At 73.0% G+C, this 20,514-nt stretch carries 22 protein-coding genes and 1 pseudogene; 15 read left to right on the top strand and 8 right to left on the bottom strand.

Features of this window, described 5'->3' with window-relative positions; translation table 11 throughout:
* Positions 1-36 precede the first annotated feature (36 nt).
* From BMX97_RS33655 to BMX97_RS13165, 4 genes and pseudogenes are all read left to right on the top strand, one after another.
* Positions 37-714, top strand: a pseudogene (locus tag BMX97_RS33655) (DUF429 domain-containing protein); the annotation flags it as partial.
* 81 nt (positions 715-795) lie between these two features.
* On the top strand, positions 796-1,323 hold the full coding sequence (locus BMX97_RS33650; protein WP_244538411.1) for an NUDIX hydrolase: 528 nt from the start codon (positions 796-798) through the stop codon (positions 1,321-1,323).
* 37 nt (positions 1,324-1,360) lie between these two features.
* Complete coding sequence (locus BMX97_RS13170; protein ID WP_060845347.1) at positions 1,361-2,059, top strand: carbonic anhydrase; 699 nt, start codon at positions 1,361-1,363, stop codon at positions 2,057-2,059.
* A gap of 286 nt (positions 2,060-2,345) precedes the next feature.
* A complete protein-coding gene (locus BMX97_RS13165; RefSeq protein ID WP_091750550.1) occupies positions 2,346-4,616 on the top strand; it encodes a methyl-accepting chemotaxis protein in 2,271 nt (756 codons plus the stop codon).
* A gap of 19 nt (positions 4,617-4,635) precedes the next feature.
* On the opposite strand, the gene BMX97_RS13160 is transcribed toward BMX97_RS13165, so the two are convergent.
* Positions 4,636-5,379, bottom strand: a complete 744-nt coding sequence (locus tag BMX97_RS13160; protein ID WP_091750545.1) for an aspartate/glutamate racemase family protein — start codon at positions 5,377-5,379, stop codon at positions 4,636-4,638.
* A 40-nt stretch (positions 5,380-5,419) separates the two neighbouring features.
* Positions 5,420-6,139 (bottom strand): GntR family transcriptional regulator, encoded by a 720-nt coding sequence (locus tag BMX97_RS13155; RefSeq protein ID WP_091750539.1) that lies wholly within the window; start codon positions 6,137-6,139, stop codon positions 5,420-5,422.
* Between the two features lie 246 nt (positions 6,140-6,385).
* Here BMX97_RS13155 and BMX97_RS13150 point away from each other — a divergent pair, with 246 nt between their 5' ends.
* From BMX97_RS13150 to BMX97_RS13135, 4 genes are read left to right on the top strand one after another with little or no spacing between them, the layout of a single operon-like run.
* Positions 6,386-7,396: an ABC transporter substrate-binding protein gene (locus tag BMX97_RS13150; RefSeq protein WP_091750534.1), complete on the top strand. Its 1,011-nt coding sequence runs from the start codon at positions 6,386-6,388 to the stop codon at positions 7,394-7,396.
* A complete protein-coding gene (locus tag BMX97_RS13145) occupies positions 7,380-8,240 on the top strand; it encodes an ABC transporter permease (RefSeq protein WP_091750529.1) in 861 nt (286 codons plus the stop codon). The genes BMX97_RS13150 and BMX97_RS13145 overlap by 17 nt, the downstream gene beginning before the upstream one ends.
* Positions 8,241-8,271: 31 nt before the next feature.
* Positions 8,272-9,042 (top strand): ABC transporter ATP-binding protein, encoded by a 771-nt coding sequence (locus BMX97_RS13140; RefSeq protein WP_060845341.1) that lies wholly within the window; start codon positions 8,272-8,274, stop codon positions 9,040-9,042.
* On the top strand, positions 9,042-9,755 hold the full coding sequence (locus BMX97_RS13135; RefSeq protein WP_177202207.1) for a maleate cis-trans isomerase family protein: 714 nt from the start codon (positions 9,042-9,044) through the stop codon (positions 9,753-9,755). Before BMX97_RS13140 ends, BMX97_RS13135 begins: the two co-directional genes overlap by 1 nt.
* Positions 9,756-10,073: 318 nt before the next feature.
* Here BMX97_RS13135 and BMX97_RS13130 read toward each other — a convergent pair whose 3' ends face one another.
* Positions 10,074-10,583, bottom strand: a complete 510-nt coding sequence (locus tag BMX97_RS13130; protein WP_091750522.1) for a ferritin-like domain-containing protein — start codon at positions 10,581-10,583, stop codon at positions 10,074-10,076.
* A gap of 216 nt (positions 10,584-10,799) precedes the next feature.
* Here BMX97_RS13130 and BMX97_RS13125 point away from each other — a divergent pair, with 216 nt between their 5' ends.
* The 6 genes from BMX97_RS13125 (at position 10,800) to panC (ending at position 14,450) form a co-directional block, all read left to right on the top strand.
* Entirely contained in the window at positions 10,800-10,985 is a 186-nt protein-coding gene (locus BMX97_RS13125; RefSeq protein ID WP_091750519.1) for a hypothetical protein, read from the top strand.
* A 21-nt stretch (positions 10,986-11,006) separates the two neighbouring features.
* Complete coding sequence (locus BMX97_RS13120) at positions 11,007-11,228, top strand: hypothetical protein (RefSeq protein ID WP_060845338.1); 222 nt, start codon at positions 11,007-11,009, stop codon at positions 11,226-11,228.
* 205 nt (positions 11,229-11,433) lie between these two features.
* Positions 11,434-12,333 (top strand): class A beta-lactamase, encoded by a 900-nt coding sequence (gene bla, locus BMX97_RS13115; protein ID WP_091750516.1) that lies wholly within the window; start codon positions 11,434-11,436, stop codon positions 12,331-12,333.
* Positions 12,334-12,373: 40 nt separating this feature from the next.
* Positions 12,374-12,844 (top strand): Cys-tRNA(Pro) deacylase, encoded by a 471-nt coding sequence (gene ybaK / locus BMX97_RS13110; protein ID WP_091750513.1) that lies wholly within the window; start codon positions 12,374-12,376, stop codon positions 12,842-12,844.
* 63 nt (positions 12,845-12,907) lie between these two features.
* A complete protein-coding gene (locus BMX97_RS13105; protein ID WP_091750511.1) occupies positions 12,908-13,246 on the top strand; it encodes a hypothetical protein in 339 nt (112 codons plus the stop codon).
* Positions 13,247-13,586: 340 nt separating this feature from the next.
* Positions 13,587-14,450 (top strand): pantoate--beta-alanine ligase, encoded by an 864-nt coding sequence (gene panC / locus BMX97_RS13100; protein ID WP_091750509.1) that lies wholly within the window; start codon positions 13,587-13,589, stop codon positions 14,448-14,450.
* Between the two features lie 60 nt (positions 14,451-14,510).
* Here the strand turns inward: panC and dapD are convergent, their stop codons facing one another.
* The 3 genes from dapD to BMX97_RS13085 form a co-directional block, all read right to left on the bottom strand.
* Positions 14,511-15,356, bottom strand: coding sequence for a 2,3,4,5-tetrahydropyridine-2,6-dicarboxylate N-succinyltransferase (dapD, locus tag BMX97_RS13095; RefSeq protein WP_091750507.1), 846 nt, complete (start codon positions 15,354-15,356; stop codon positions 14,511-14,513).
* A 66-nt stretch (positions 15,357-15,422) separates the two neighbouring features.
* A complete protein-coding gene (locus tag BMX97_RS13090; protein ID WP_091750505.1) occupies positions 15,423-15,875 on the bottom strand; it encodes a Crp/Fnr family transcriptional regulator in 453 nt (150 codons plus the stop codon).
* 164 nt (positions 15,876-16,039) lie between these two features.
* A complete protein-coding gene (locus tag BMX97_RS13085) occupies positions 16,040-17,521 on the bottom strand; it encodes a GGDEF domain-containing protein (RefSeq protein ID WP_177202206.1) in 1,482 nt (493 codons plus the stop codon).
* 264 nt (positions 17,522-17,785) lie between these two features.
* Between BMX97_RS13085 and BMX97_RS13080 the strand changes: the two genes are divergently transcribed.
* Positions 17,786-18,880 (top strand): alanine racemase, encoded by a 1,095-nt coding sequence (locus tag BMX97_RS13080; RefSeq protein WP_091750499.1) that lies wholly within the window; start codon positions 17,786-17,788, stop codon positions 18,878-18,880.
* Positions 18,881-18,904: 24 nt separating this feature from the next.
* On the opposite strand, the gene BMX97_RS13075 is transcribed toward BMX97_RS13080, so the two are convergent.
* Together BMX97_RS13075 and BMX97_RS13070 are read right to left on the bottom strand one after the other, a co-directional pair.
* The gene (locus BMX97_RS13075; RefSeq protein WP_091750496.1) at positions 18,905-19,591 is read right to left on the bottom strand and encodes a response regulator transcription factor; all 687 of its coding nucleotides are present in this window, start codon (positions 19,589-19,591) and stop codon (positions 18,905-18,907) included.
* 168 nt (positions 19,592-19,759) lie between these two features.
* Positions 19,760-20,416 carry a 3'-5' exonuclease gene (locus BMX97_RS13070; protein ID WP_091750492.1) on the bottom strand — a complete coding sequence of 219 codons (657 nt, stop codon included), beginning with the start codon at positions 20,414-20,416 and terminating at the stop codon, positions 19,760-19,762.
* Positions 20,417-20,514: the final 98 nt, after the last annotated feature.

Genomic DNA, 20,514 nt, shown 5'->3' with positions numbered 1-20,514 from the left:
CGACAACCGCCTCCCCCGCCCTAGATCCCGCCCCGAATGGGGAGCCGGCGCATGCCATGGGTCGCAGGGGTGGACGGGTGCCCGGGCGGCTGGGTCGCGGTCTTCGGACCGGGCGACGGCGACGACCCCGAAAAAATCCGCGCCCGCGTGCTGCCGAGCCTCGCGGCGATCTGCGACGCGCCCGAAGCGCCGGCGATCGTGGCGGTCGATATCCCGATCGGCCTGCCCGACCGGGTCGGGCCCGGCGGCCGCACGGCGGAAGTGCTGGTGCGGGCGCTGCTCGGCCCACGGCGCGCCTCGGTCTTCCCGACCTCGGCCCGCAGCGTCGTCTACGCAGCCGACTACACCGCCGCCATCGCCCTGTCGCGCCGGCCCGAGACCCAGCCCTTCGCGCCCTCCCCGCCCGCCAACGCGATCTTTCCGCGCATCCGCGAGGCCGACAGCCTCCTGCGCGCCCGGCCCGAATTGCAGGCGCGGGTCTACGAGGTGCACCCGGAGCTCGCCTTCCGGAGCCTCAATGGCGGCACGCCGCTGGCCGAGACCAAGCGCAAGCCCGCGGGCGCGGCCCTGCGGCGCGACCTCCTGGCCCGGGCCGGCCTGCCCGCCGACCTCCCGGTCCCGCGCGGCGCCAAGCCCGACGACCTCCTCGACGCGCTGGCGGCTTTCGCCGTGGCGCGGGCCATCGCCAAGGGCCGCGGCGTGCCCTATCCCGATCCGCCGGAGCGCGACGCCCACGGCCTGACGGCCGCGATCTGGACGCTCGCCCCGGACCTTTGTCCACAGCGAGGCCCCCGCATGACCGACGCTTCCGCCGCCCTGCCCACCCGCGACATCGCCCGCGCCCTGGTGCTCGATCCCGCCGGCCGCCTCCTGCTCATCGCCTACGAGGCCTCGCGCGACGTCGATCCCGCCCGGCCGGGCGACCGGACGTTCTGGTTCATGCCCGGCGGCGGCATCGAGCCCGGCGAAACGCCGGAAGAGGCCTGCCGGCGCGAGCTGCACGAGGAGATCGGCGTCGAGGATGCTCCGCTCGGGCCCCAGGTCGCCCGCTGCGACGGCGCCTTCACGCTGTTCAACAAGTCGCGCTTCGCCCGCGAGCGCTACTTCGTGGTGCGGCTGCCCGACGACAAGGTCGATACCAGCCGGCTCGCCGAGACCGAGGACAACCCGGTCTACGGCACGCGCTGGTGGCCGCTCGACGAGCTTGCCGCCACCCACGAGCGAGTGGAGCCGCAAGGCCTCGCCGATCTGGCCAAAAGGCTCGTGGCCGGCGAGACGATCCCGGAGGTCGTGACGTTGTCCTGGGGGCCGGGCGCGGCGTAAGCCTGCCGCAGAGGCTATCCGAAGGAGATCACGACCCATGGCCGACGATCTGTCGTTTCCCCCGGCGCTGGCGGACGGCTACCGCGCCTTCCTGGACGACCGGTTCGTGCGCGAGCAGGACCGCTATGCCAGCCTCGCCGAGGGGCAGAGCCCCGAGATCCTGATCATCAGCTGCTGCGACAGCCGGGTCTCGCCCGAGGTGATCTTCGACGCCCGGCCGGGCGAATTGTTCGTGGTGCGCAACGTCGCCAACCTGGTGCCGCCGTTCGAGACCGGCGGCGAGTACCACGGCACCTCGGCGGCGCTCGAATTCGCCGTGCAGGCGCTCAAGGTGAAGCACATCGTGGTGCTGGGCCACGCCCGCTGCGGCGGCGTGCGCGCCTTCGCGGACGACGCCGCGCCGCTCTCGCCGGGCGACTTCATCGGCCGCTGGGTGTCGCTGATCCGCCCCGCGGCGGAGGCGCTCGGCGACGAGCCGCGCGGGCCGGACTACCTCGAGCAGCTCGAATTCGCCACGGTGACGAACAGCCTCAAGAACCTGATGACGTTCCCCTGCGTGAAGATCCTGGTGGAACGCGGCAAGCTGCAGCTCCACGGCGCGCATTTCGGCATCGCCACCGGGCAGCTGCGGGTGCGCGACCCCGAGACCGGCGAGTTCCGCCTGGCCGAGCCCGGCCGGGCCGCCGCCCAGACCAAGCTGATCCGCTGCCAGGACGAGGCCGGCAGCGGCGGCTGAGCGACCCGTCGGGGGGCGGCCGGACGACCGGCCCTCCCCGGCTCGGCCTCCGGGGACGCCCCCGTCCTCGGACCTGCCTAGACCGAAAAACCGGCCCGACTATGCCCTTCGGCGTAGGGGCCTATTGTATTATCTTACAAATATTTAAACCAATCTGGGCTTATAGTCCTAAATAGCCCACCAGACTTCGATCGACGATTGCCGCCGCCAGGCAGCGCGCGACGGCTTCGACGCGGGCCTCCCGACGAGATCGAACCCGGCGTTCGATCGGCTGCGAGGTAAGGTGATGTCGAGACTGCTGACGATCCGTACGAAGCTCATCTCCACGATAGGTCTGTTCCTGATCCCGATCGCCCTGCTCGCCGGCCTGTTCGTGATGCAGTCGCGCAAGGATATCGACTTCGCCGGCCAGGAACAGGCGGGGGTCTCGTACCTGACGGCGGCATGGCCGATCCTGCGGTCCGGCACGATGTCCCGGATTCCCGCCGCGGCGACCGACGACGTCTGGGCCGCCTTCGACAGGATCCACGCGGGCTTCGATCCGGCGATGGGGACCGGCGAGGCCGCCCGCGACCTCGCGCTCGCCCGCGGCAAGGGAGCGGCCGCCGTCGTGGACGCGGCCCGGACCCTGATCGGCAAGGTCGGCGACGGCTCCAACCTGATCCTCGATCCCGACCTCGACTCCTTCTACGTCATGGACGCCGTCGTGACGAAGCTGCCGGACCTGCTGCAGCAGGCCGGCACCCTGGTGGCCCTGGCGGGCGAGCTGCGCGGCCGGCCGGCGCTGACGCCGTCGGATGCGGCGCGGTTCCTGATCGAGCAGGGCAAGCTCCGGGCGAGCGCCGACGGCCTCCAGGCCTCCCTCCAGGCGGCGTTCAAGGCCAACGGCGACGGCACGGTCCAGGGCGCCCTGGCAGCGCCGGCCGCCGCGCTGAGCGAGGTGGTCGAGGCGCTCGGCCGGCACTCCGCCGGCCTCGCCGAGGGCCACGCGGCCGGCCGGCACGGCGCGGCCGACCTCGCGCCGTTCCAGGCCGCCTCCGCCGACCTCGTCGCCCGCGCCGACCGGCTGTGGTCGCAGGGCGCCGTCGCGCTCGACCGGCTGCTCGCCGCGCGGATCGCCGGCCTCCAGGGCCGCCTCGTGCTGGCGCTCGGGGCCGCCGGCTCTGTGACGGTATTGGCCTTCCTGCTCGCCTTCCTGCTCGCGCGCTCGGTCGTGCGCGGCCTGGCGGCGCTCGACCGGCGGGTGCGCGCCCTCGCCGACCAGTCGCTCGACGCCGACGTACCGGAGGCGGGCGGCGGCGACGAGATCGCCGCCCTGGCGCGCGCCATCGTGCATTTCCGCGATCGGACCGTCGAGCGGATCGCCCGGGCGAGCGACGACGAGCACCGCCGGGAGATGGTCGAGCAGGAGCGCCGGTTCATGGCGCAGCTCGCCGCCCGGATCCGCGACACCGTCGGCGGCGGGGTGCGGCACTTCCAGGACGTCGCCGGCGCGATGCAGGAAGCGAGCGCGGACGTGCAGGGCCACGCCATCGATACCCGCGAGCGGCTGTCGCGCTCGGTCGAGGACCTCAACGGCACCGCCGCCGAGGTCGCCGGCGCGGCGAGCGCGGTGACGCAGCTCTCCGCGTCGATCGGCGAGATCGCCGGCCAGGCGGCGCAATCGACCGCGGCGATGCAGGACGCACGGGGGCAGGCGGCGGCGGCCCGCGCCCTCGCGGTGCAGCTCTCCGAGCTGAGCGACCGCATCGGCAGCATCACCGGCCTGATCCACTCCATCGCGGGCCAGACCAACCTGCTCGCCCTCAACGCGACGATCGAGGCCGCCCGCGCGGGCGAGGCCGGCAAGGGGTTCGCGGTGGTCGCCGCCGAGGTCAAGTCGCTGGCCGGCCAGACCACCCGGGCGACCGAGGAGATCGACCGGCAGGTCGGCTCGCTGCGGGCCGCCTCCGGCAGCGTGCTCGGCGCCGTGGACGGCATCGCCACGACGGTCGGGACGATCGCCGACATCGGCACCTCGATCGCCTCCGCGGTCGAGGAGCAGAACGCGGCGACCGGCGAGATCACCCAGATGATGCAGACCGTCGCGAACCGGACCCAGACGGTGATCACCGGCATCGCGGTCCTGCCGGGGCTCGCGCGCGAGACCGACGCCCTGGCGACCCGGCTCGCCGCGATGGCGTCGGACCTGAGCGGCGAGGCCGGGCTCGTCAACGGCGAGATCAACCACCTCCTCGTCGAGATCGCCGACCGCCGCGGCGGGGAACGCTTCCCGGCGGCGGCGGAAGTCGGGGTGACGGTCGCGGGCCGGCACCACCGCTCGACCCTGCAGGACGTGAGCGCGACGGGCGCGCGCCTCACCGCGTTCGGCCCGCCCCTGCCGGTCGGCACGGCGGTGGCGGTCGAGCTCGGCGGCGCCTCGCATCAGGCTCGCGTGATCTGGAGCGACGAGGGCCAGTTCGGCATCACCCTGTCCTCCGGGCCGCTCGATGCCCGGACGCTCTGCGCCCTCAAGGCACCGGGCGCGGCCGCAGCGCCCGCCCGCGCGGCCGCCTGAAGAGCCGGGCGGAAACGGGTCAGTCCGTCCGCCCGATCCGGGCCGCCAGCGCCGGCGCCAGGCCGGTGCTCGGCTTCGGGTCCGGTCGGCGGAAGGTGCCGGCGGTCGCCTTGCGCGGCCGCTGCGCCGCCACCGCCTCGGCGAGCTTGACCGCCGCCACCACCTGGTCGACCACCGGGACGGGCAGGCGCTCGCGCACCCGGGGGCCAAGGCCCGACAGGGGGGCGCCGGCGAAGATCAGCACGTCGGCGCCGTCCTCCTCCACCATCGCCCGGGCGAGGTCGAGGAGTTGCGCCTCCTTCTCGTCCTGGACCGCCGACAGGGCGGAGAAGCGCCCTTCGAGCGCCCGCACGCCGGCGCAGCGCCGCTCCAGCCCGTGGGCGGCGACGGTCTCCTCGTACCAGGGCACCAGGGCGCGCGCGAAGGTGACGAGGCCGAAGCGCCGGCCGAGCGTGCAGGCGGTGAGCATCGCGGCCTCCGCCAGGCCGATCACCGGATGGTCGAACAGCTCGCGGGCACCCGACAGGCCCGGATCGCCGAAGGCCGCGATGATCGCGGCGTCGACCGGGGCTGCCTCGGCCAGCATCTCGAGCGCGATGGCCCCGCCGATCTGCGCCTCCGCCCGGGTCGCGATGTAGGGCACGCCCCGGGGGGCGGTGGCGGTGAGGATCTCGGTGCCGGGCGCGGCGACGGCCGCGGCGGTGGCGCGCATCAGCTCGGTCACGTCCCGGCTGGTGTTGGGGTTGAGGAGCAGCAGGCGCATCGGGGGTCTTTCGTCGGGCGGCCGAAGATCGGGCGAAGGATCAGGCGGCGGCGGGCCGGGCGAGGCCAGCGAGCAGGGCCGTGCCGGTATGGCCGACATGCTCGGCGAGCAGCCGGCCGGCGCCCGCCGCGTCGCGGGCTTCGAGGGCGTCCAGGATCGCCCGGTGCTCGGCGACCGATTCGTCCCAGCGCGCCCGGCTGTCGAGGGCGCGGCGCCGGGCGATCTCGGCCCGGGCGTGCAGGGCCTCGTGCGCTTCCCGCAGGGGCGCGTTGCGGGCGGCGTCGACGATCAGGGCGTGAATCTCCTGGTTGAGGGCGAAGTACGGCGCGAGGTCGCCGGCGGCATGGTGCGCCTCCATCTCGGCCTGGAGTTGCCGCAACCGCGCGAGCTCCGCCGGCGTGATGCGCGCGGCGGCGAGCTCCGCCGCCCCGCGCTCGATGGCGGCGATCGCCTCGAACAGCTCGCTCACCGCGTCCGGCCGCAGTTCCGCCACGAGCGGCGAGCGGTTGGGGCGCAGCTCCACCAAGCCCTCGACGGCCAGCAGCTTCAGCGCCTCGCGCAACGGCGTGCGCGAGATGCCGAGCGCCGCCGACAGCTCGGTCTCGACCAGTGCGCTCCCTGCCGGCAGGGTGCCGGCGACGATCAGGGCGCGCAGGCGCTCCACCGCCTGATCGTGCAGGCCGCGCCGCGGACTCAGGGCCTCGGGCGCCAGCAGCACCGGCTTGCGGGGGCGCCCGCGGGGGCGCCGGACCGGATCCATGCGTGTCCTCTCCCTCATCCTCACGGTTCGAGACCATAGCCGCCCGGACCGGCAACGGGCGCATCAATTCAAGGCATTTCTGCTGTCTAACTCGTCATTTGGCATAAATTGCATGCAGAGCACCAAAAATGCGTTGCGCGGGTCTGCAGCCCGTCACACCCTGATCCGGCGGCACCCGGAACGCCGCGTCCGACCGCACGTCGAGCCCGAGCATCGACGGCGCGCCGCCCCACCGCGAGGTCCCCCATGCGCCGCTCCCTCGGCCCCCTGCTGGCCGCCGCCCTGTGGTCCGTCACGCCCGCCTCCCTCGCCCCCGCCGCGGCGCAGGATGTGCCGGTCAAGGTCGGCTACGCCAAGTGCGCCCATTGCCTGCCGGTCGCCCTGCTGCCGGGGCTGGCCAAAGGCGCGACGATCGACGCCACCGGCTTCAATTCCGGCAACGACGTGCTCACCGCCCTGATCGCCAAGAGCCTCGACGTGGCGCAGGTGACCTACCTCCACTACGTCACCGCCCTCGACAAAGGCTTCGACATCGTGGCGGTGGCCGGCGAGGTGAATGGCGGCTCGGAATGCCTGTCGTCGAAGGCGCTGAACCTGAAGGCCGACGACTGGGCCGGGTTCAAGGCCGCGGTCGAGAAGGCCAAGGCGGCGGGCACGCCGCTGAAGGTCGCGGCCTCCCGCGGCAACGCGCAGGACATCCACATGCGCGGCGCCTTCCTCAAGCAGGGCATCAACCCGAACAAGGACGTCCAGTTCGTCAACATCCCGAACCCGTCCGACCACCTCGCGGCGATGCAGCGGGGCGAGATCGACATGGTCTGCTCGGTCGAGCCCTTCGCCTCGCAGATCCGCATGGCCGGCGCCGCCGCGCGTTTCGTGCTGCCCTACGACCAGGCGGCCGGCAACCTGACGAACCTGATCGTCACCCGCTCCGACGTGATCGCGAAGAACCGCGCCGGCGTGCAGGCGGTGGTCGATGCCGACGTGGCCCTGGTCGAGAAGCTCAAGGCCGACAAGGGCGTCTGGGTCGACGTCATCAACCAGAAGACCGGCTTGTCGAAGGAGGTCGCCGCCGCGGCGATCGAGAACGCCGAGCCCGATTACCGGATGCACCGCGCCAAGACCCTGGCGATCGCCGCGATGATGCGGGACCTGAAATACATCGGCCGCGACGTCTCGGCCGACGTGGAGAAGCACATGGACTTCTCGTTCCTCGAGGCCGCCACCAGGAAGACCCGCGATGGCCTCGGCTACTGAGACCGCGCCGCTCGCCCCCGCGGCAGCCCCCACCCGCCGGCTGCCCCGGCGCCTCGTCGGCTTCGCCGAGCGGGCGGCGCTGCCGCTCCTCCTCGTCGCCGGCTGGGAGGCGTTTGCTCGCTCCGGCGCCCTGCCGGCGGCGCTCCTGCCGGCCCCGAGCGCCGTGCTGCACGCGCTGGGCGACTGGCTCTTCGGGATCGACGAGAGCACCCAGACCTATTCCGGCCACTGGGTGGCGGACGCGCTGGCGAGCCTGACCCGGGTCGCCGCCGGCTACGCCATCGCGGCGGTCTCGGCGGTTCTGATCGGGGTCGCCATCGGCTGGTGGCGCCTCGTCGAGCGCACCGTCGAGCCGACCCTGCAGATGCTGCGGCCGATCCCGCCGGTCTCGTGGATCCCGCTCGCCATCATCTGGTTCGGCATCGCCGACAAGCCGGCAATCTTCCTGGTCTTCCTCGGCGCGTTCTTCCCCGTCCTGATGAACACCATCCACGGGGTGCGCGGGGTCGACCGCAACCTGATTCGGGCCGGCGCAATGATGGGCGCCTCCGAGCGCCAGCTCCTCACCGACATCGTCCTGCCCGCCGCCCTGCCGTCGATCTTCTCGGGCCTTCGCATCGCCATCGGCTCGGCCTGGATGCTGACGGTGACCGCCGAGATGGTCGCGGTGAAGAGCGGGCTCGGCTACGTGCTGTGGGATTCCTACTACTTCCTGCGCTACGACATCGTGCTCGCCGCGATGATCTCGATCGGCCTGCTCGGATACCTGTCCGATCTCGGCCTCAAGGCGCTGATGGCCTCGGTGCTGCACTGGCAGAAGGGCACGACGGTGCAGGGGCGGTGATCCGCCCCGCTCCTTTCCCGCGGAGAATCCCATGAGCGCGATCGACCTCGCCGACGTCCAGAAAGTCTTTCGCGACCGCGACGGGCGCGACCTCGTGGCGGTGGACCGCACCCGGGCCACGATCGAGGCGGGCGAGTTCGTCTGCCTGCTCGGCCCCTCGGGCTGCGGCAAGTCCACCCTGCTCAACATGATCGCGGGCTTCGAGGCGCCGAGCACCGGCGAGGTTCGCGTCGCGGGCAGGCGGGTCGAGCGGCCGGGCGCCGACCGCGGCGTGGTCTTTCAGCAGCCGACGCTGATGCCCTGGCTCACGGTGATCGACAACGTCGCCTTCCATCTCAAGCTGAAGGGGATGGGCAAGGCCGAGCGGCACGAGCGGGCCAAGACCTACATCGATCTCGTCGGGCTCACCGGCTTCGAGCGGCACTACCCGGCGGAGCTCTCGGGCGGGATGAGCCAGCGGGTCGGCATCGCCCGGGCGCTCCTGATGAACCCGGCGGTGATCCTGATGGACGAGCCCTTCGCCGCCCTCGACGCCCAGACCAAGATCGAGATGCAGGAGGAGCTGGTGGCGATCTGGCAGCGGGTCGGCGCCACGGTGGTGTTCGTCACCCACTCGGTCGACGAGGCGCTGGTGCTGGCGAGCCGCATCGCCGTGATGAGCCGGCGCCCGGGCCGCATCCGCGAGTTCATCCCCTTCGATCTGCCCCGGCCGCGGGACGTGACGAGCCCGGACTTCAACGACATGAAGCGCCGGGTGCTCGGGATGATCCGCGAGGAATCGACCAGGAAGGCCGCCGCCTGATGATTCGCCTCGGCATGCTCACCCCGTCGTCGAACACCCGGCTCGAACCGGCGACCGCCGCCCTCCTGCACGACGCGCCCGGGATCACCGCCCACTTCTCGCGCTTTCGCGTCACCGAGATCACCCTGTCGGCGGCCGGGCTCGGGCAGTTCGACGAGGCGCCGATCCTGTCGGCCGCCGGGTTCCTCGCCGACGCCAAGGTCGACGCCATCGCCTGGAACGGCACCTCGGCGGCGTGGCTGGGCTTTGCCCGCGACGAGGCCCTGTGCGCCCGGATCACCGACGTCACCGGCATCCCGGCGGCAACCGCCGTGCTGGGCTTTCGCGACGCCTTCACCCGCGCGGGCATCCGCCGGGTCGGCCTCGTCACGCCCTATACCGGCGACGTGCAAGCCAGGATCCAGGCGAACTGGGGGGCGGCCGGGTTCGATTGCACGGCCGAGCGGCATTGCGGCCTGTCCGACAACTTCTCCTTCGCGGAGGTGCCGGCTTCCGAGGTCGCCGCCATGGCGCGGGCGGTGGCCGCCGAGGGCGCGCAAGCCGTGGCGATCGTCTGCACCAACATGGCGGGTGCGGCGATGGCCGAGGAGCTGGAGGCCGAGCTCGGCATTCCGGTTTTCGATTCGATCGCCGTCACCCTGTGGGCGGCCTTGCGCGCGGCGGGTGCCGATCCCGGCCGGATCACCGGCCGGGGCGGGCTGTTCCGGCTCTGATACGCTTTCCGATCGATCGCTTCGCGATGCGGAAAGCGGCTTCGCTCAGGCGCGGCGCTGGCTGGTCATACGAGATCCGGAAGTCATCTTCCGGATCTCGTATGACAGCGTGTTTGGTCGCTCTATCTCACCCTCAACCTCATCCTGAGGTGTCGGCCGATCGACAATCGTCTGACCTTGAAGGAGGCATCCAGATATCGCTGCGATTCCTGGAGGTCTCCTTCGAGGCTCCTTTCAGTCGCACCTCAGGATGAGGTCATGGGTGGGATGGAAGATACAAATCAGCATCACTCTTGATGCGTCGACGGGCTCTGGTCTTCAGCGATCCGCCTTGTCGCCGCTGACCGTGAGTTCGAGGTAACGCCGCGTCGTCGGTCGCACGAGGTCGGCCATCGTCTGGGCCATCGCCAGCTCCTCGCGCAGCGACATCTCGAAGGCCGGCAGCCGGGCACCCTGGCCGGCGGCCTCGGCCAGCGTGATCAGCGCGTCGTAGGCCGCCGCCTCGTAATTCTCGAAGGCGCGGTTGGCGAAGGCGTTCTTCAGGATCTCGTCCTGGGCCGGCGCATGGGCCAACGCCGCCATGTTGCCCATGACACCGAGCACGCCCTCCTTCAGGGCCGAGGGGCTTTCCGACATCGCCGCCAGCGCCTCGTCGAGCCGGTCGCGCTGGCCGTGCGTCTCGGCGATGTGCCGGCGCAAGGCCGCCTCCATGTCGGGGTAGCGCTCCAGCCGCTCGACTTGCCGCTCCATGATCTGGAGCGCCTGCAATTCGAGGGCATGGGTGTTCTTCAGCGCGGTCACGTACAGCGAACGGATATCCTCGGGCATCGCGGGGTCCTTCTCGGCGCGGCGATCCCGGTCGGGATCGGCTGTCCGGCCCAACGTCGCCCATCTGGGCCGGTTCTGAAAAATACTCATACTATGAAGCAGTATCTAGGAACCGGTGTCGCGCGGAACGCGGGCAGGCAGCAGGCGTTGACCGCCCCCATCGGCGACGGGCCTCGAGCGCTCGATCGGCCGACGCTTGAGACGAGGGAGATCCGCATGACCGCTTCCCCGCCCTCCGTGCCGCCGGCCAACCGCTCCGACAAGGGACCTGGCAGCGCCGAGCGCGCCCCGACCGAGACCGGCGCCAAGGACACGGGCCAGACCCGCGATCCGGACAAGATCGGCCAGTCCGGCAACGCGAAGGTGAACACGACCCATCAGGGCCATCAGCAGGACCGCTGAACCGCGAGGGAGTCCCCGGACATGAGCACGTCGACCAAGACCGACGCCGCCGACCGCCATCACGGCGGCCCCGGCAGCAGCCATCAGCGGCCCGACCGGCCGGACCCCACCGCCCAGGCGGGCCCGGCCCCGGGAGAAGCCACCAGCGACAGCCGCTCGCACGTCTCGGGCGGCGGCGGCGAGCGCGATCGGCACCACGCCCACGACCCCGACGGCAAGGGCCGCTCGCCGCGCTCGCACTGAGCGTCGGCACGTCCGTGCGGCCCACGGTGTTTCCCGTGAAACCATCGGCCGCGCCGGGCGCTCCGCCCGGCGCGGCTCACTCCGGAGCGCCCCAGCGGACCCCGGCGCCGCGCCCCGATCCCGTCACGGCCTCAGCGTGATATCGCCCAGGTCGTGCGGCACGCGGACATCCCTGACGTACCGCGTGCAGCAGGGAGCCGCCACGATGTCCGATCTCGCCCTTTCCCGGTCCGCCACCGGCCTCACCCGTCGCGCCGCCCTGATCGGTGCGGCGCTCGCGACCTGCGCGGTGCGGGGCGCCGCCGCGATGGAGGACGCCGCCGCCCGCCTCGCCCAGCTCGAGCGGCGCGACGGCGGCCGGCTCGGCGTCGAGGTCCGCGACACCGCCACCGGCCGGCGCTTCGGCCACCGGGCCGACGAGCGCTTCCCGATGTGCAGCACCTTCAAGGCGATCGCCGCCGCCGCGGTGCTGGCCCGGGCGGACAAGGGCCAGGACGACCTGAACCGGCGCATCTCCTACGGCCGCGACGACCTCCTCAGCTACGCTCCGGTGACGTCGAAGAACGTCGCGACCGGCATGACGCTGGCCGAGCTCTGCGCCGCCGCCGTGGTGTGGAGCGACAACACCGCCGCCAACCTGATGCTGGCCACGATGGGCGGTCCGGCCGGCATCACCGCCTTCGGGCGGGCGCATGGCGACGGCGTCACCCGCCTCGACCGCACCGAGCCGACGCTCAACACCGCGATCGCCGGCGACCCGCGCGACACCACCACCCCGGCGGCGATGGTCGGGCTGCTCGACAACGTGCTGCTCGGCCAGGCCCTCTCGGCGGAATCGCGCGGCAAGCTCGTCGGCTGGATGCACGAGAGCCCGACCGGCCTCAAGCGCGTGCGCGCCGGCCTGCCGGAGGGGTGGCGCACGGCCGACAAGACCGGCACCGGCGACAACGGCACCGCCAACGTGGTGGCGCTGATCCACCGCCCGGACGGTGCGCCGATCCTCGCGGCGGTGTATCTCACCGGATCACCCGCCGAACCCGCCGCGCGCGACACCCTGCACGCCGAGGTCGGCCGTCTGATCGCCCGGAGCTTCCCGGGCGCCTGATCTGCCCGCGAAGACGCCTCCTGCGAAGACCCGGCCACCGATGTCGAAGACCACCCGCGCCACGCAAGTCCTCGCCCGCGCCGGCATCCCCCACACGGTCCACGCCTACGACTACGACCCGGAGGCGACCCGCATCGGCCTCCAGGCCGCGGAGGCGATGGGCGTGTCGCCGGGCGAGGTGTTCAAGACCCTGATGGCCGCCGTCGACGGCAAGCCGGTCTGCGTGCTGGTGCCCTCCGACCGGGAGGTCTCGCTCAAGAAGCTCGCCGCGGTCTTCGCAGGCAAGTCCGCCGCGATGATGCGCCCGCCCGAGGCCGAGCGGCTGACCGGCTACCATGTCGGGGGCATCAGCCCGCTCGGGCAGAAGCGGGCGGTACCGACCCTGGTCGACGCAACCGCCCTCGCGCTGCCCGAGATCTTCGTCAATGGCGGCCAGCGCGGGCTGCAGGTGCGGGTGAGGCCCGACGACCTCGTGCGCGTGCTGCAGGCGCGGACCGAGGCCGTGACCTGACGGAAACGTCCCGTTAACCACGATCCGCCAAGGCTGGTCCCGGATCGCAGGCGGGGACGTGGGATGGGTCACAGTGTGAGGCTCCTGGCGGGCGCGATCGTCCTCGGCCTCGCCGGGCCGGCGATGGCGGCCGACATGCCCGAGCCGGGCTACTGGCCGGAGCCGCGCCGCGTGCCGGGCCCCGTTCCGGCCCCGCGCTACTTCCCCCGCGGCGACAGCGACGCCTCGCTCGGCCCCCGGGGCGATCCCGGCTGCCAGGGCTTCGTGCCCACCAACGCGCCGGGCGATCCCACCTATGTCGGCTCGCCCTTCGGCATCGGCAAGCCGAGCTACTACGGCTTCCCGCCCCCGCGCGGCGTCGACGATCCGTACGGCCGGCGCCTCTCTCGGGGCTGCTGGTAGGTCGCCGGGTCGGGGATCGGTCGCCGGGGGTGTCGCTGCCGGCCGCCTTACCGGGACGGCGCACGTGGACCATTGCGACCGGCTTGAACGGATCGACCCCGTCGATGCCGCGCGGCGTCACGGGGGGCGCCTCCTCGCGGAGGGCGGCGGCGTGCACGGCGATCGCGGGATCGCGACATCCCATTCGTTCGGCGTCGTGCAGTCCGCCATCTGCGATCGGCCGATCGCCTCCCTCCCAAGACTCCATCTCCCAAGGTTCCCCCTTCCAAAGGCTCCCCTGGCGTGGCCTCGTCGCCCTGGTTACCGTCGCCGCCAGTCCGACCGACAGGAGCCTTCCACGATGACGCCACCCCCCTCCCCTTCCGCCGTCCTGCGCCTCGGCGACGTCGCCGCCCTGCGGGCGCAGGTGCGGGCCTGGCGGAACGCCGGGGAGACCGTGGCTCTGGTGCCGACCATGGGAGCGCTGCACGAGGGGCACCTCGCCCTGGTGCGCCACGCGCAGGCGCGCTGCCGGCGGGTGGTCGTCAGCATCTTCGTCAACCCGACGCAGTTCGGACCCAACGAGGACTTTTCGCGCTATCCCCGCGTGCTCGAGGACGACATCGCGCTCCTCGCCAGGACCGGGGCGGATGCCGCCTACCTGCCGGACGTCGCGACGATGTATCCGCCGGGCTTCGCCACGACCGTAACGGTCGCAGGCCTGACGGACGTCCTGTGCGGCCCGGTGCGCCCGGGGCACTTCGCGGGTGTCGCCACCGTGGTGACGAAGCTGCTGCTCCAGGCCCTGCCCGACCTCGCCCTGTTCGGCGAGAAGGACTTTCAGCAGCTCCAGGTGATCCGGCGCGCGGCGCGCGACCTCGACGTGCCGGTGGCGATCGAGGGCGTGCCGACGGTGCGGGAGGCCGACGGCCTCGCCCTGTCGTCGCGCAACCGCTACCTCTCGGACGCGGAGCGGCGGGCCGCGCCGACGATCCACGCGGTGCTGCAGCGGGTGGCCGAGGCGGTGCGCGGCGGCGCGGCGACGGCGCCCGCCCTGGCGGAGGGCCGGGCCGCGCTCGAGGCGGCGGGATTCGGGCCCGTGCAGTACCTGTCGGTGAACGACGCCGAGAGCCTGGCACCGCTGGAGCGGGTCGCGGGCCCGGCCCGGGTGCTGGTGGCGGCCTATCTCGGCCGCACCCGCCTCATCGACAACGTCGCGGTCTGACGCGGCCGCGACGGCGGGCGGAGTCCGACCCCGCCCGGGACGTCGGTCCCGCCCGGGACGTCAGTCCCGCAGCAGGTCGTTGATCGCGGTCTTCGCCCGGGTGCCGGCATCGACGCGCTTGACGATGACGGCGCAGTAGAGCGACGGGCCCGGGGTGCCGTCCGGCAGCGCCTTGCCGGGCTGCGTGCCCGACACCACCACCGAGTAGGGCGGCACCCGGCCGTAGGTGACCTCGCCGGTGGCCCGGTCGATGATCTTGGTCGAGGCGCCGATATAGACGCCCATCGACAGCACGCTGCCCTCGCCGACGATCACGCCCTCGGCCACTTCGGCGCGGGCGCCGATGAAGCAGTTGTCCTCGATGATGACCGGGTTGGCCTGCAGCGGCTCGAGCACGCCGGCGATGCCGGCGCCGCCGGAGATGTGGCAGTGCTTGCCGATCTGGGCGCAGGAGCCGACCGTGGCCCAGGTGTCGATCATCGAGCCTTCGCCGACATGGGCGCCGAGATTGACGAAGGACGGCATCAGCACCACGCCGGGGGCGATGTGGGCGCCCCGGCGCACCACCGCGCCCGGCACCGCCCGGAAGCCCGCGGCGCGGAAGCGCGCGGCGTCCCAGCCCTCGAACTTCGACGGCACCTTGTCCCACCAGCCGCCGCCACCGGGGCCGCCCTCGATCAGCGCCATGTCGTTGAGGCGGAAGGAGAGCAGCACCGCCTTCTTGAGCCACTGGTTGACGTGCCAGTCCTGGTTGCCGGCCTTCTCGGCGACGCGGGCCTCGCCGGAATCGAGCAGCGCCAGGGCGGCCTCGACCGCCTCGCGCACCGGCCCGCGCGTGTCCGCGCCGATGGTCGCGCGGTCCTCCCAGGCGGCTTCGATGGTCCGGGCGAGATCGGCGTGCGACATGGGATGCGTCCAGGGCGGGAGGAAAGTCGTATCGGCGTCCCCTCTATCAAAGCCTCGGGCCCGCTGTCACGCCGGGTCGGCGGCGCGGCTGCCGGCAAAGGTACGGGTCAGCGCGGCGAGCTCGTCGGCGAGCGCGTCGTGGATCACCGCGGCCGCGTCGGGAAACACCTCGAGCACCCGGCGCATCAGTGCCTGGGTGACGACCATGACCTCGACCGGGTCGTCGCCGGCCCGGGCCGTGCTCGGCCGCTCCAAGGGGAGGAACAGGGCGGTCTGCCCGATCAGCGCGGACGGCCCGGCCGCGACCGGCGCGCCGTGGGGCGAGCGCGGCTCCAGCACCACGGTGCCGCTCGTCACCACGAACCCGCCATCGGCCGGCGCGCCGCGGGAGAACAGCACGGCGCCGGGCGCCAAGCGGCGGCGCTCGGCCGCGAACGAGATCAGCCGCAGGGCGTCCCGGTCCATCAATCCGAACAGCGGCGCGGCGGCCAGGATCGAGATGTCGTCGTCGAGCGCCAACGGCCCCGCTCTCCCCCTGCCGTGCAACCCCGGCGCGACCGTCCCGCCCCCGGGCGATCCGGCCAAGCTCTAGCCGATCCGGCGCCGCGGCACCATGCGGGCGGATCCCACTTACGGTGCGCGGCCGCTCGCGCCGAGCCCGGCCGGACCTCCCCGCGAAGGCATCACGCGACCTGCGCGCCCGTCGCGTCGTCGGCGGGCGCCGCCATCACGCGGTTGCGGCCCCGGCGCTTGGCCTCGTAGAGCGCCGCATCGGCGGCCGCGAAGCACCGGCCGTCGCTCTCGCCCGGACCGGCCTCGGCGACGCCGAGGCTCACCGTGACGCCGCCGCCCTCGTTGCCGGCATGCGGGATCAGCAGCCGGGCCACCGCCAGACGGATGCGCTCGGCACGGGCGACCGCCTCGGCGCGCGAGGCGCCCGGCAGCAGCACGGCGAACTCCTCGCCGCCGATCCGGCAGGCGATCTCCGCCGGCCCGCGGATCTGGCGCTGCAGCACCCGGGCGACGGCGCGCAGCACCTCGTCGCCGGCGAGGTGGCCGTAGGTGTCGTTGTAGCGCTTGAACCGGTCGGCATCGAGGAGGACGAGGCAGAGCCGCGTCCCGTCCAGGACCTGCTCGCGCGCGCGCGCGAAGGCCTCGTCGAAGTGGCGCCGATTCGGAAGGCCGGTCAGCCCGTCGGTGTGGGCGAGGCGGGCGAGGTCGCGGTTGGCGTCGAGGGCGAGCGTCTCGGCCCGGCTGCGCCGTTCCAGCTCGCGCTGGAGCCGCAGGGTCAGCGCGATCATGCCGCCGCACAGGATCGTCACAAGCACGCCGATCGCGACGGCCTTTGGCCGCCACAGGGCCGTGATCACCTCGGTCGGCACCACCGCCGTGGCCACCAGCGGATGGTGGCCCACCCGGCAATAGGTGAACAGGGCCTCGACCCCGTCCGGGTGGCCGGTCGCGACGAACTGGCCCGCATTGCCCTCGAAGAAGCGCCGGAAATGCGCGAGGAACGACAGGTTCTGGCCGATCATGCTCTCGACCACCGGGCTGCGCACCAGGAGCTCGCCGCTCTCGCGGAAGAACGCGATGCGGCTCTGGTCGCCGATGCTGAGGCGGGCGAACAGGCCGTTGAAGTAGCCGATGTCGATCGTGCCCATCACCACGCCGGCGAAGGCCCCGTCCGCATAGGCCAGGCGCCGGCTGAGCGGGATCACCCAGCGGCCATCCGGCGCCATGCGGAACGGCTTGCCGATGTAGAGCCCGACATCCTCCCGCTGCTTGTGGACCAGGAAGAAGTCCGCCGTGGGATAGGCCTGCGCCCGCGGCACCGCGCTCGCGGAATCGGCGAAGGCCTGCCCCTGCGGATCCAGCGCCAGGATCGCGCCCAGGCCGTTGGCCGTGGCGGCCCGGTCGAACAGCGCGAGCTGGCGCAGCTCCGGCGGGCTCTCGTCGATCGCCGGGTTCTGCAGGCCGTCGACCACCGCCCGGATCGACAGGTCGTAGAACTCGATGTTGCGGTCGACCATGTGCTCGACCGCCTCGAGCAGGTTCTGCGACACCCGGCCGACCTGCTCCCAGGCGCTGCGGCGCATCTGCATGACCGTCAGGCCGGAGGCGGCCCCGATCACCAGGGTGACGGCGACGATCGACCCGGCCAGCATGCGGGACGCGGCGGGACCCCGCCGACGGGCTCGAGGGTGCATCGGCGCTCCGTTGCGCAGTGCCTGCAATACGACCGGTGTATGACCCGAAGTCTAAGATTGGGTTGCGCCCGAGCCTTGCCCGTCCACCGTTTCGGGCTGTGGCCGGCGGGCCCGGTTTACGGCTACGATCGGGGCGGGACCCGCAGGGAAGGAACGACCATGGGCGGCGAGGCAAGGCCGGGAACGGACGAGGCGGGCGGGGCGCGCAGCGGAAACCGCGCGATGATCCCCCTCTCCCTGCGCGAGGAGATCGCCCGCCGCTACGGCACGCCGGCGGTCGTCGTCGACCTCGACCGGGTCGAGCGCAACATCGCCCGGCTCCAGGCCGCCTGCGACGCGGCCGGTCTCGCGAACCGCCCGCACATCAAGACCCACAAGAGCCCGGTCCTCGCCCGGATGCAGGTCGCGGCCGGCGCGCGCGGCATCACCTGCCAGAAGCTCGGCGAGGCCGAGGTGATGGCGGCGGCCGGCATCGACGACATCCTGGTGAGCTACAACCTCGTCGGCCCGCACGCGGTCGGGCGCCTCGGACGGCTCCTGCGCGAGAGCCCGGTCCGGCTCACGGTCGCGGCCGACAACCCGGTGACCGTGGCGGGGCTGGAGGAGGCGGCGCGTGCCGGCGGCCGCACCCTCGACGTTGTGGTGGAATGCGACACCGGCCGCAAGCGCGCCGGCGTCGAGACCCCGGGCGAGGCGGTGGCGCTCGCCCGCGACATCGCGGCCCGGCCCGGCCTCGCCTTTGCGGGCCTGCTGCTCTATCCCCCGGCCGGCGCCGCCGCCGGGGCCCGGGCCTTCCTCGACGAGGCGAAGGCGGGCCTCGCCGCCCACGGGCTCGAGGCCCGCATCGTCTCGACCGGCGGCACGCCGAACCTGCCGGAACTGGGCGAGATCCGCGGCGCCACCGAGCACCGGGCCGGCACCGTGATCTTCAACGACCGGATGATGATGGAAGCGGGCGTCGCCGGCCTGGAGGAGTGCGCGCTCGCCGTGCTCGCCCGGGTGGTGAGCCGGGCCGGCCCCGAGCGCGGCATCCTGGATGCCGGCTCGAAGACGCTCACCAGCGACACCGGCGGCGGGCTCGACGGGTTCGGGCTCCTGCCCGATCATCCGGGCGCCCGCATCCACGCCTTTGCCGAGGAGCACGGCTTCCTCGACCTCTCGGCCTGCACGGACCGCCCGCCGGTCGGGACGCTCGTCGAGGTGGTGCCCAACCACGTCTGCGTCGTCGTCAACATGGTCGACACGCTGGTGACGGTGCGCGGCGGCGCGATCGTCGGGACGCTGCCAGTGGCGGCGCGGGGGCTGATCGCGTCGTGAGCGCGGCCCCCTGACGGCGGCAGCCTACGGCAGCAGCTTGTAGCCGCCGCCCTCCGTCACCAGGATCGAGGCCGTCGCCGGGTTCGGCTCGATCTTCTGGCGCAGGCGGTAGATGTGGGTCTCGAGGGTGTGGGTGGTGACCTGGGCGTTGTAGCCCCACACCTCGGCCAGCAGCGTGTCGCGCCCCACCACCTGCCGGCCGGCGCGGTAGAGGAAGCGCAGGATCGCGGTTTCCTTCTCGGTGAGCTTCAGCTTCGAGCCGCGCTCGCCGACCAGCAGCTTGGCGCCCGGCCGGAAGGTGTAGGGGCCGATCTGGAACACCGCGTCCTCGCTCGCCTCGTACTGGCGCAGCTGGGCCCGGATGCGGGCGAGCAGCACCGCGAGCTTGAACGGCTTCGTCACGTAGTCGTTGGCGCCGGCATCCAGCCCCTGCACGGTGTCGGAATCCGAGGCCTGGCCGGTCAGCATGATCACCGGTCCGCGAAAGCCGCCATGGCGCATCTGCCGCACCGCCTCGCGCCCGTCGAGGTCGGGCAGGCCGACATCCATCACCACGAGGTCGATCCGCTCGGCGGCGACCCGCTCCATCGCGCCCTGCGCGGTCTCGGCGGTCACCACGTCGAAGGCGTCCGAGAGGGCGAGCTGCTCGGTCAGGGTGTCGCGCAGGGTCGGATCGTCGTCGACGACGAGCAGGCGGTGGGCGTTCGACATCGAACCGGCACTCTCGAACAGGACGGACGGCCGCCGGCCGGGCCGGGCCCTGCCGCCGGCCGGAGCTGCGGTCCCGGACGGAGCGCAGCCTGGCAGCGTGCGGGGCAGAGTAGCGGAGCGGCAAGCCGCGGCAAGGGCCGGGGCCCCGCCTGTCCACGGCCCCGGCGCTCAGCCCCGCGGCGGCAGCGGGCCCTCGGGACGGGGCGGGACCGGGCGCAGGTTGCTGGGCGCGGCAAGCTCCGGGCGCGCCACCGCCACCGGGCAGGCCTGGAGCCAGAGATAGGCCCGCAGCGCCAGCCAGGCATCCTCCAGCGCGCCGTGGCGGGCGCCGGACCGGGCGAGCCCGATGCGGCGGCACACCGCGTCGAGGGCGGCCCGGCCCTTCTCGCCCCGGCGGCGATAGGCCTCCATGGTGCAGTAGACCCTGGGAGCGACCGGCGGCAGCCCGGCCAGCGCCATCTCACGGTTGAGGAGGCCGAGGTCGAAGGCGGCATTGTGCGCAACGACGAGGTCTGTCCCCGCCAGGACCTGCGCCAGGGCCGGGAGATGCAGCGCCGCCGGATCCTGATGGCGCAGCAGCCAGTCGTCGTAGCCGTGCACCGCCAGCGCCGCCGGATGGCTCGGCCGCCCCGGATCGACGACCAGGTGATGGCAGACGATCTCGGGCCGGCCGGCGGCAAGGGAGGCGGTGGCAAGCGCGACGGCGCCGACGCTCACCATCCGGTCGCCGGCCGAGAGGCCGGTGGCCTCGACGTCGAGGGCGACGAGGCGCGGCGGCAGCCAGCCGAGCCAGTCCGGGACGGGGGATGGGGTCGACTCCGGCATCGCGTCGAGGGTTCACCCGGTGAGCGTGGATCGGCCGCGCGCGGCTGGCGGCGCCCGGCGCCCCGTCGCGGCGCTGGAGCCGGCGCGGACGGAGCCTT

Source organism: Methylobacterium sp. ap11 (genome assembly GCF_900110515.1).
Lineage (GTDB): Bacteria > Pseudomonadota > Alphaproteobacteria > Rhizobiales > Beijerinckiaceae > Methylobacterium > Methylobacterium ajmalii.
Note: the sequence above shows the minus strand (reverse complement) of the source record. Positions and strands in the feature narration are given on the sequence as shown.